This is a genomic window from Tropicimonas sp. IMCC6043 (assembly GCF_004146235.1).
GTDB lineage: Bacteria > Pseudomonadota > Alphaproteobacteria > Rhodobacterales > Rhodobacteraceae > Tropicimonas.
Genome location: NZ_SELO01000250.1, coordinates 1 through 255, shown reverse-complemented (window position 1 = coordinate 255; position 255 = coordinate 1). Strand labels below are relative to the sequence as shown.

Genomic DNA, 255 nt, shown 5'->3' with positions numbered 1-255 from the left:
GTCAGGTTCTGGCCGACATCATCGGCTCCGGTTCCGTGCCCGTGGTGCGCCTGACCGAGGTGTTCCGCCAGGCCGCCAGCAGCCAGATCATCACCAGCGCGCACCGCATCAACCAGGGCCAGATACCGGACCTCTCGAAACCTGACGGAGAGACGGATTTCTACTATGTGCCGGCCGCCGAACCCGAGCAGGCGGTCGAGCGTATCGTGGAACTGGTCCGCAACCGGATACCCCGGCGCTTCGGCTTCGATCCGA

At 65.1% G+C, this 255-nt stretch carries 1 pseudogene; it reads left to right on the top strand.

The window, feature by feature from the left end:
- Positions 1–255: pseudogene (locus EU800_RS26550) on the top strand (ATP-dependent RecD-like DNA helicase); the annotation flags it as partial.